Origin of the sequence: Frigoribacterium sp. CFBP 13712 (assembly GCF_014842255.1) — a bacterium.
GTDB lineage: Bacteria > Actinomycetota > Actinomycetes > Actinomycetales > Microbacteriaceae > Frigoribacterium.
Genome location: NZ_JACYVH010000013.1, coordinates 21,079 through 30,487 on the forward strand (window position 1 = coordinate 21,079; position 9,409 = coordinate 30,487).

8 protein-coding genes are annotated in these 9,409 nt (G+C 72.9%); 7 read left to right on the plus strand and 1 reads right to left on the minus strand.

Annotated elements, in window-relative coordinates:
* Positions 1 to 52 precede the first annotated feature (52 nt).
* The 7 genes from IFT51_RS14490 (at position 53) to IFT51_RS14520 (ending at position 8,154) form a co-directional block, all read left to right on the plus strand.
* A complete protein-coding gene (locus tag IFT51_RS14490) occupies positions 53 to 1,048 on the plus strand; it encodes an iron-siderophore ABC transporter substrate-binding protein (protein ID WP_192061797.1) in 996 nt (331 codons plus the stop codon).
* Positions 1,049 to 1,062: 14 nt separating this feature from the next.
* The gene (locus IFT51_RS14495; RefSeq protein ID WP_371740826.1) at positions 1,063 to 1,935 is read left to right on the plus strand and encodes a siderophore-interacting protein; all 873 of its coding nucleotides are present in this window, start codon (positions 1,063 to 1,065) and stop codon (positions 1,933 to 1,935) included.
* Positions 1,936 to 1,988: 53 nt separating this feature from the next.
* Complete coding sequence (locus IFT51_RS14500) at positions 1,989 to 2,357, plus strand: hypothetical protein (protein ID WP_192061798.1); 369 nt, start codon at positions 1,989 to 1,991, stop codon at positions 2,355 to 2,357.
* Between the two features lie 176 nt (positions 2,358 to 2,533).
* Positions 2,534 to 4,834, plus strand: a complete 2,301-nt coding sequence (locus IFT51_RS14505) for a transglycosylase domain-containing protein (protein ID WP_192061799.1) — start codon at positions 2,534 to 2,536, stop codon at positions 4,832 to 4,834.
* On the plus strand, positions 4,831 to 5,748 hold the full coding sequence (locus IFT51_RS14510; protein ID WP_192061800.1) for an endonuclease/exonuclease/phosphatase family protein: 918 nt from the start codon (positions 4,831 to 4,833) through the stop codon (positions 5,746 to 5,748). Before IFT51_RS14505 ends, IFT51_RS14510 begins: the two co-directional genes overlap by 4 nt.
* Positions 5,749 to 6,043: 295 nt before the next feature.
* Positions 6,044 to 7,351: a hypothetical protein gene (locus tag IFT51_RS14515; RefSeq protein ID WP_192061801.1), complete on the plus strand. Its 1,308-nt coding sequence runs from the start codon at positions 6,044 to 6,046 to the stop codon at positions 7,349 to 7,351.
* 107 nt (positions 7,352 to 7,458) lie between these two features.
* Positions 7,459 to 8,154 carry a hypothetical protein gene (locus IFT51_RS14520; RefSeq protein ID WP_192061802.1) on the plus strand — a complete coding sequence of 232 codons (696 nt, stop codon included), beginning with the start codon at positions 7,459 to 7,461 and terminating at the stop codon, positions 8,152 to 8,154.
* Here IFT51_RS14520 and IFT51_RS14525 read toward each other — a convergent pair.
* Positions 8,144 to 9,118 carry a glycosyltransferase family A protein gene (locus IFT51_RS14525; protein WP_192061803.1) on the minus strand — a complete coding sequence of 325 codons (975 nt, stop codon included), beginning with the start codon at positions 9,116 to 9,118 and terminating at the stop codon, positions 8,144 to 8,146. The two genes, IFT51_RS14520 and IFT51_RS14525, sit on opposite strands and share 11 nt — an antisense overlap.
* Positions 9,119 to 9,409: the final 291 nt, after the last annotated feature.

The following is a 9,409-nucleotide window of genomic DNA, read 5'->3' on the forward strand; positions in this document are numbered from 1 at the left end:
TCGAGGGTCCGCCCCCGTCTCGTCGCCCACCCCTCCCCCACGCAAGGAATCCATGCGCAAGTCACTCACGCTCGCCTCCGTCATCGCCGTCGCCGCCCTCTCGCTCGCAGGGTGCTCGGCCGACTCCGACACCGACTCGGACGGAGGGTCGACCGCCGGCGGCGCCGGATTCCCCGTCACGGTCGAGACCGCCTTCGGCGACGTGACCGTCGACGAGAAGCCGCAACGCGTCGTCGCGCTCGGCTGGGGCGACGCCGAGACGGCCCTGGCGCTCGGCGTCCAGCCCGTCGGCGCCTCCGACTGGCTCGCCTTCGGCGAGGAGAACGACGGCGTCGGCCCCTGGGCGCAGGGTCTCTACGACACCCCGCCCGAGATGATCGGCACGCTCGAGCCCTCGTACGAGGCCATCGCGGCGCTCGAACCCGATCTCATCCTCGACACGAAGAGCTCCGGCGACCAGGCGCGCTACGACCGCCTCTCGGGCATCGCGCCGACCATCGGCGTCCCCGAGGGCGGCGAGAACTACCTGACCGACTTCGAGGACCAGATGGACCTCGTCTCCACCGCCCTCGGCGAGGAGGCCGAGGGCGACCGTCTCGTCGCCGAGAGCGAGTCGGCCGTCGAGGCCGTCGCCGACGCCCACCCCGAGTGGGACGACCTGACCGTGACCGCCGCCACGAAGACCAGCGAGGGCTGGGGCGCCTACATCGAGGGCTCCGAGCGCGTCGACCTGCTCGAGGAGTTCGGCTTCGACCAGAACCCCGAGATCGCGGCTCTGACCCCGAACGCCGGCGGCTTCTCGGTCGACATCTCGTCCGAGCAGCTCGACGTGATCGACGCCGACGTGATCATCGCGTTCCCGATCTACATCGAGACGACCGAGATCACCGACGACCCGCAGTGGCAGCAGCTGCCCGCGGTGAAGGCCGGTCACGACATCGTGATCGACGGCGACGTCTCGTCGGCCTACTCGCTCGGCACCTCGCTCTCCCGTCAGTACGCCCTCGACCAGCTCGTCCCGCTGCTCGAGGACGCCACGGCGAACTGATCGGAGGGGACCGCGTGAGCGAGACGACTCCAGAGACCGGCACCGCGCCTCCTCGGCGCCCGGCCCGGCGGCAGCACGTGCTCGTCGTCGACCGGACCGAGCGCGTGTCGCCGCATCTGATGCGCGTGCACCTGGGCGGACCGGCGTTCGACGGGTTCGTCGAGGCGGGCGAGGCCGCGCTGACCTCGACCGACCGCTACGTCAAGCTGCTGCTGGCCCGCCCCGGTCTCGGCCTGCAGCCGCCGTTCGACCTCGAGGCGCTGCGGGCCGAGCTCGCACCCGCCGACCTGCCGGTCCGTCGCACCTACACCGTGCGGTCGATCGACCGGGCGACGCGCACCATCGCGATCGACTTCGTCGTGCACGGCGACGAGGGCGTGGCCGGGCCCTGGGCTCTCGCGGCCCGGCCGGGCGATCGACTGCAGATGTCGACGCCCGCCGGTCTCTGGTCACCGGTCGACGATCCCGCGGTGCTGCACCTGCTGCTCGCCGACGACTCGGCGCTGCCAGCGGTGGCGTCGGCCCTCGAGTCGATGACCGCCGACTCGCGCGGGCTGGCCCTCGTCGAGGTCGACACAGCCGACGACGAGCTCGACCTCGTCCGACCGGCGGGAGTCGAGCTGCGCTGGCTGCACCGCCGCGGCACCGCCACCCCGGGGGCGCCGCTCGTCGCGGCCCTCGCGGCGCTCGACGCCCCCGAGGGCCCCGTCGCCGTCTTCGCCCACGGCGAGCGCGGAGCCATGAAGGAGGCGCGGGCCATCGTCCAGGACGCCTGGGGTCTCGATCGCGCGGCCCTCTCGGTGTCGGCGTACTGGGCGCTCGGTCGGGCGGAGGATCGGTTCCAGGAGGAGAAGCGCGAGCCGATCGGGGCGATCTTCACGGAGTGACCCGGGCGGTCGACGACGGCTGTGGTGCACAGGGAGCCGCGAAGAGGCGCAAGATGTCTTCCGTGCAGAATGTGCAGAACGACCTGATGTCGCCCGAGAACAACGTCCAGCGGATCATGTGGACGGGGACCTACTGGTTCATGGCCGCCGTCGGGAGCGTCGCGGTGAGCCTCGGTCTCCTCCTCTCGTCGGGCTGGCGCCCCACCGTGCTGCCGACCGGACTCGCCGTCCTGTTCTGGGCCGCCTTCGGCCTGGTGGCCTTGAGCATCGGCTTGATCGGCTGGTCGGGCTGCCCCATCCTCGAGGTCGACGTGCCCACCGCGAGTCGCAACAAGTCGCTGACGATGCAGGGCGGCACGATGTTCTTCATCGTCGGGATGACCGCCGCGGCGGCCGCCGTGCTGCTCGGCCCCGCCGCCTGACGGGGCGTCGCCGGCGCCGTCTCCGTCGACCGACTAGGCATCACGGTCGGCTGACAATGTGCTGACGGGGCCCTGTGCGGGCTTCGCCGGGAGGCGGGCGGAACCGTACGGTCGGAGGCGATGACACGACGACTCGACTCCCCCAGCCAGGCCGCCGCATCGATCGGTGCGATCGCATGAGCGACGACGGACACCGCGCCTCCTGGGCGTCCCGGACGGGCGGCGCCCTCGGAGCGATCGCCGGCATGACCGGGCTCTCGGTCGTGGTCGGCGTGCTCGTCACCGTGCTCGTGACACCGGTGATCGCCGTGGCCGGCAGCGGTGCCAGCTTCGGGGTCAGGGCGTTCAACACGATCCCCGAGGCGCTCGAGATCGGCGAGCAGGCCCAGACCAGCGAGCTCTACGCCACCCGCGGCGGCGAACCGGTCAAGATGGCCGAGTTCTTCTCGCAGGACCGCCAGGAGGTCGGCTGGGACGCCGTCGCCCAGAGCGCGAAGGACGCGGCCATCGCCACGGAGGACCCTCGGTTCTACGAGCACGCGGGCGTCGACTCGTTCGCGGCCATCCGCGCGGTGTTCCAGAACGTGGCGAGCGGCGGCGTCGAGAGCGGCGCGTCGACCATCACGATGCAGTACGTCCGCAACGTGCTCGTGCAGCAGGCGGAGGAGATGCTCGAATCGGGCGACCCCGAGATCGTCGAGGCCGGCGAGGCCGCCTACGAGGAGGCCACCGTCACGACCCTGCCGCGCAAGCTGCGGGAGATCAAGATGGCGATCGGCGTCGAGGAGCGCTTCGAGAAGGACGAGATCCTGCTCGCGTACCTCAACATCGCCAACTTCGGCGGGCGCGTCTACGGCATCGAGTCGGCGGCGCAGTACTACTTCGGGGTGTCCGCCGCCGAGCTGACCCCGGCGCAGTCGGCCAGTCTCGTGGCCACGGTCAACTCGCCCGCCGAGCTCCGCATCGACGACGAGTCGAACATCGCCCTCAACACCGAACGCCGCGACCTGCTGCTCTCGAACATGAACGAGCAGGGCATGCTCTCCGACGCCGACTACACGGCGGCCGTCGAGACCCCCGTCGCGCCCGTCATCACCGCGGCCACCAGCGGCTGCGCGAACACGCAGCCCGCCTCGGCCGCGTACTTCTGCGACTACGTGCGATCCGAGGTGCTGAACGACCCGGCCTTCGGCGAGACCGCCGACGAGCGCGCCGCGCTGTTGAACCGCGGCGGACTGCGCATCATGACGACGCTCGACCTCGACGTCCAGGACGCCGCCGCGGGCACCCTGCAGGCCCAGGTGCCCGGCAGCGTCGGGTTCGCCGACCTCGGCGGATCGCTCGTGTCGACCGAGGCCCGCACCGGGCGCATCGTCGCGATGGCCCAGAACACCGCCTACGGCAGCAGCCAGGACGCCGCCGGCACCACGCAGGTGAACTACGCCGCCGACTCGAGCCACGGCGGCTCGACCGGGTTCCAGGTCGGGTCGACGTACAAGGCCTTCACGCTGGTCGACTGGCTGCGCAACGGCAACTCGCTCTACGACGTCGTCAACGCCTCGAAGAACAACTGGAACACCTCGGAGTTCTCGTCGTGCCAGGGCGGATTCGGCTCGCAGCCGTACCCCGTGACCAACGACACCGGAGGCGCGCGCAGCGACATGACGCCGCTCCGCGCGACGACGCAGTCCGTCAACACGGCGTTCATCGCGATGGCCGCCGAGCTCGACCTCTGCGACATCGCCGACGCCGCCTCCGACCTCGGGGTCACGAACGCCGACGGCCGCGAGCTCAGCATCTTCCCCTCCGACGTGCTCGGCTCGGGCGCCAACACGATCGCCCCGCTGCAGATGGCGTCGGCGTTCGGCTCGATCGCGAACGGCGGCACCGCCTGCTCGCCGATCGCCATCGACAGCGTCACCCGCCCCGACGGCTCGACAGTCGCACCGCCGTCGGCCGACTGCCGCGAGGCGGTCGACCCCGCGGTCGCCGCCACCACGGCCTTCGCCCTGCGCTCCGTCGTCGCCCCCGGCGGCACGGGCTCGGCCTCGAACCCCGGCGACGGCGTGCCGCTGATGGGCAAGACCGGCACCACCGACAACGCCAAGGACACCTGGATGGTCGGCTCGACGACCGAGGTGGCCACCGCGATCTGGGTCGGCAACGTCCAGGGCGAGGTGAGCATGCGCCGCAACACCCTGCCGGGCGGCGGAGCGGACACCGCGCGGCACCGCGTGTTCCAGCCGTACATGCAGTCCGTCAACGACCTGTACGGCGGCCAGCCGTTCGCGGCGCCGAGCGCCGCCCTGACCGAGCGACCCGCACCGCCGCCCGCGCCGACCCCGGCGCCGTCCGCGAGCCCGTCGGCACCCGCTCCGGCACCGGCGCCCGCACCCGCCCCGGGATCGCCCGGTGCGGGCGAACAGCCCGAGCCGGGTGACGGCGAGGGCGGCGGAGACTCCCCCGCGGGCGGATGACGCCCGGTCGCGACGGGGCCGCGGGGGCCGGATCCGACGGCACCGGGGCCGCCGGGGACGTTGACGGCTACCGTGACGGCACGGCCGCGGCTCGGCCCACCGTCGGGCCCGTCGCGGCACCCGGGCTGCACGTCATGACCTTCAACCTGCGGCGGCGTCTGCCGGCGGTGCGGGCCGGCAGCCCCGACCGCTGGAGCCGGCGGGCACCACTGGTGTCGCGCCTCCTCGAGGCGGAACGCCCCGCCGTGCTGGCCGTGCAGGAGGTCATGCCCGATCAGTCCGTCGAACTCGCCGCGATGCTCGGACCGCGCTACGCGTCGATCGGCAGCGGTCGGGAGCGCGACCGTGGGGGCGAACGCGTCGAGCTGCATGTCGACACCGAGCGCCTCAAGGTGCTCTCGTCGCGCACCTGGTGGCTGTCCGACCGACCCGAGACGCCGGGGTCGCGGGGGCCGGGGGCCGTGTTCGCTCGCGTCGTCGTCCAGGCGGAGCTGTCGGACCTCGCGACCGGGGCGCGGTTCACCGTCGTCGCCGTGCACATCGACCCGTTCTCGGCCCGGGCGAAGCTCGACGCCGCCCGGCGGATCCGCGCCGTCGTGGCACGACTCGACGGACCGGTCGTCGTGCTCGGCGACTTCAACGCCGACGACGACTCGCCGTCGCACGCCGAGCTGACCCGCGACGGGCTCCTCGTCGACGCCCGCGCCGTCGCCGACCGACTCGTCGACCCGGGGTGGGGCAGCTGGTCGCACTACGGGCCGCCGCGCCCCGGCGGCCGTCGGCTCGACTGGGTGCTCGTCAGCCCCGACGCCCAGGTCTCGGCGGCGGGGGTCGGGGCGCCCCGGTTCGCGGGTGCCGCGGCGTCGGACCACGACCCCGTGCACGCCGTGCTGCGCTGGCCTGCTGCACGCTGAACCTCGGCGTGCTGGTCTGCCGCGCCGAACCCCTGAGTGCAGGCCTGCCGGGCGCCGAACCTCGGCGTGAGCATCGCACCCCAGCACGACGAGGTGCGATGCTCACGCGGGGGTTCTCGCAGCGGTCGGGGCGGCGGTGTCCCCCGGAGGCGCGGAGACGGGGGACGGAATGGTGACGATCCGGTGTCGGAGGCGCCGTCCGCTCGAACGGGGGGCCGTGCGGCACCCGGCGGGTCACCTAGGTTCGGACCGACGCGTCCACCCGAGGCGCCGTACCGTTCCAGGGGGAACACGCATGCCCAGATCACACCGCCTCCGCTCACGAGCCGGCGCCGCCGCCGCGCTCGTCGCCGCGATGGTCCTCGCCCCGACCGCCGCACTCGCCGCCGAGGCACCCGCGACGCCTGCCGCACCCGCCGCGCAGGCCCCCGTCGACGTGGTCGAGGTCGCACCGACCGACACCGCGACCATCGCGCCGGCACCGGCCGCGCCGGCCGAGACCGGCACCGGCACCGGCACGTCGGTCGTCGTCGGGGACAGCCCGGCCGCGACGCCCGCTCCCGCTGTGACGCCCGCACCGGCCGCGACGCCCGCTCCGAGCGAGACGCCCGTCCCGGCATCGAGCGCCCCCGCGCCGTCGTCGGTCGTCGTCGTGCCCGAGCGGTCGGACCCGAGTATCGACGTCTTCTTCCCCGTCGTGAGCCCCGGCGACTCCGTGACCGTCGATGCGGACGGATTCACTCCGGGCGCAGGCATCGTCATCGACGTCGACGGCCCCGCCGTGACCGAGAGCACGAGGTTCATCGTCCACACAGTCGACGACCCCTTCGTGGTCGATTCGGACGGCTACGCGAATTTCACGATGGACATCCCCGCCGACCTCGCTCTCGGCACCTTGACGATGACCGTCGCGGATGCCGAAGGCGTCTCGGCCTCAGCGGACATCGAGGTGCGAGCGGCCGTGCCCGCTCCCCTCGTCACGCCACCGACCGACGCCACCGCGGGCGTCGTCACGATCACGGGAAGCACGGGCGTCGCCGGCGCTGTGGCGGTCATCACCGTCGTGGACGCGGACGACGCCGAGGAATGGGACTTCACCCCCGGGCAGGACTCGTGGACCATCCAGCAGGACACCGTGGTCATGTCGGCACGCGCGGCCGCCGACCCGTGGGGGGACGTCCCCTTCGACACGGAGCCCGTCGAGTGGGACGCCGATTTCGGCGTGTCCTCCGCCGTCACCCGAGTCGAGGCCGACGGCTCGTTCTCGGCCCGTTTCGTCCTCCCGGCCGGCGACTACCTCGTGAGCGCGTCTCTCGCCGTCGACCCCGAGATCCCGTTCTTCTCCGCAGACAGCGAATTCGTGTCGTTCGCGGTCGCCGAGGCCGTCGCCACCCCGACGCCCGGCGCCACGACGCCCCCCGTCGTCGTGCCCGCCGGCAACACGACCGTCGTCGCCGGCGGCGTGGACGAGCGACGTGCGCGCGGGGCCCTCGCCTACACGGGTGCCGATCAGGGCGTCTGGATCGCCGGCGCCGCCGCGCTGCTGGCGCTCGGCACGGCACTGGTGGCCGCACCGCGCCTCCGGCGTCGCTTCGGTCGCTGAACCTCCGGGTGAGCATCGCACCCCTGCACGACGAGGTGCGATGCTCACACCCGGGTTCTCGCCCCCGGATGCGGGCACGATCGGGCCGAGGCGAGTGCAATGGACTGATGATCGAGACGTTCCTGCAGCGCCCGGCCCGCCCGACGGAGTGGGTCGCCGACGCGGTGCGGGCGCTGGCGGCCCTCAGCGTGGTGGTCGTCGGCATCGGCTGGGGCTTCGTCGAGATCGCCGTCATGATGCTCGCCCTCGCCGCCGTGCTGGCCCCGAGGTTCCTCGGGGTGCGACCGGGGTTCGACGTCTTCGCCGGCGCGACCGTGCTCGTCGCCGCCTGGAGCAGTGTCTTCGAGCTGTACACGCGCATCGCGGGCTGGGACACCCTCGTGCACTTCGCCCTCAACGGCGTGCTCGCGGCTCTCGCCGTCATCGTGGTGCAGCACACCGGGTTCGTGCCGTCCCGAGGCCACCGACTCGGACTCGCCGCCGCCACGGTCGCGATCGGTCTCGCCGCGGGCGTCCTGTGGGAGATCGGCGAATGGTGGGGTCACCACGTCGTCGACGACGCGATCTTCGTGACCTACGACGACACCATCGGCGACCTCGCCGCGGGCGGAGCCGGAGCTCTCGTCGCGGGCATCGCCCTCCCGGTGCTGACCGCCCGCCGTCGACTGCACGATGCAGGCGGACCCACGGGCGGCACCCGCACCGACACGGGAACCGTCGACACAAGGCCGGCCGACACGGGGCCCGCCGACGACATGCTCACCCCGCCGACCGACCGACGAGGCGCACCGCTCACCTGGTGACGCGCCGTCGCCCGCCCCGTCGGAACAGCCGAGGAGGCGCGGGTCGGCTCCGCGCCGGAGCCTCGCGTGCTCCTGCGGCGTCGTCAGCGGCGCCTGCGGAGGCGTCGACAGCGTAGTCAGCGGCGTCGTCGGCGGAGCCTCCTGAGACCTCGACGGGCAGATGCCCGCCACCCGACAGCACATCGACCGCGGCGACCTCGTGGGTCAGCCCGAGTCGACGGAACACGCCCGCGGGGTCGGCCCGCAGCCAGCGCCACCAGGGTCGTCCGTCGACGCCGTGCACCGTGAACGAGTGCAGCGCGCGGTAGGTGCGCAACCAGGGGCCGTTGCGGAGACTCAGCGGACGGGCCGAGATGCCGGTGACCAGATCATGCCGATAGGCGATCCGGCCCTGCCCCGCGAGCTGCAGATCGCCGAGGTGGACGGCGAGATCCATGTCGTCATGCAGCATCCTGTCGTGCCGATGCACCACGTCGCGCACCCGCGACCACGCCGAGCGGCGCATCATCATCGTCGAGCCGAACAACGGCCAGTGCGCCAGCCCAGCCCCGACGATCAGGTGATAGGCGCCGACGTAGAACGTCGAGAGGACGGTGCCCGCCAGGACGGGCGCATCGTAGAACCGGGCGTTCGTGCTGACCGCCAGCACGTCGGCGTCCTGCTCGAAGGTGCGGACGAGCTCGGCGACCCAGTGTCGCGGCAGCACGCTGTCAGCGTCGACGCGACCGATCAGGTCGGCGGTCGTCGAGTCGTAGCCGGTGCTCGCCGCCGCCGCGATGCCGACCTCGGACTCGGTGACCACACGGGCGCCGTACCGTCGCGCGACCTCGACCGTGTCGTCGGTGCTGCCGTTGTCGACCACGACGACCTCGTCGGGGAGACGGGTCTGCCGCGCGAGCGACCTGAGACAGGCGTCGAGCAGATCGCCGTCGTCGCGAACAGGGACGACCACGCAGACGAGCACCGCACCAGTCAACCCCGTCGGGGGCGTTCTCGGGCGTCCGCCGCGCCTCCTCGACCGGGTTCGGCCCACCCGGGGGTCGAGGAGTCACGACTCGCCGGGGGCTCGGGAGGGTGCGCGGCGAGTCGTGACTCATCGAGCGGGCGAGCAGGGGGCGGGGGTGCGGGCGCACGGGAAAACCCCACCTCGCGAAGCCGTGAGGCTCTGCGGGGTGGGGTTCCACCGGGAACACGGGTCCCGGCCGGGGGCCGGAGCCCGAGTCGTCGTACTGAGAAGCGATGCCGCCGGAGCGGC

Excerpts from the sequence above, each read along its gene's own strand:
- IFT51_RS14505 (WP_192061799.1), top strand. The coding sequence starts at position 2,534 with ATGAGCGACGACGGACACCGCGCCTCCTGGGCGTCCCGGACGGGCGGC.
- IFT51_RS14520 (WP_192061802.1), top strand. The coding sequence starts at position 7,459 with ATGATCGAGACGTTCCTGCAGCGCCCGGCCCGCCCGACGGAGTGGGTC.
- IFT51_RS14515 (WP_192061801.1), top strand. The coding sequence starts at position 6,044 with ATGCCCAGATCACACCGCCTCCGCTCACGAGCCGGCGCCGCCGCCGCG.
- IFT51_RS14500 (WP_192061798.1), top strand. The coding sequence starts at position 1,989 with ATGTCTTCCGTGCAGAATGTGCAGAACGACCTGATGTCGCCCGAGAAC.
- IFT51_RS14510 (WP_192061800.1), top strand. The coding sequence starts at position 4,831 with ATGACGCCCGGTCGCGACGGGGCCGCGGGGGCCGGATCCGACGGCACC.
- IFT51_RS14490 (WP_192061797.1), top strand. The coding sequence starts at position 53 with ATGCGCAAGTCACTCACGCTCGCCTCCGTCATCGCCGTCGCCGCCCTC.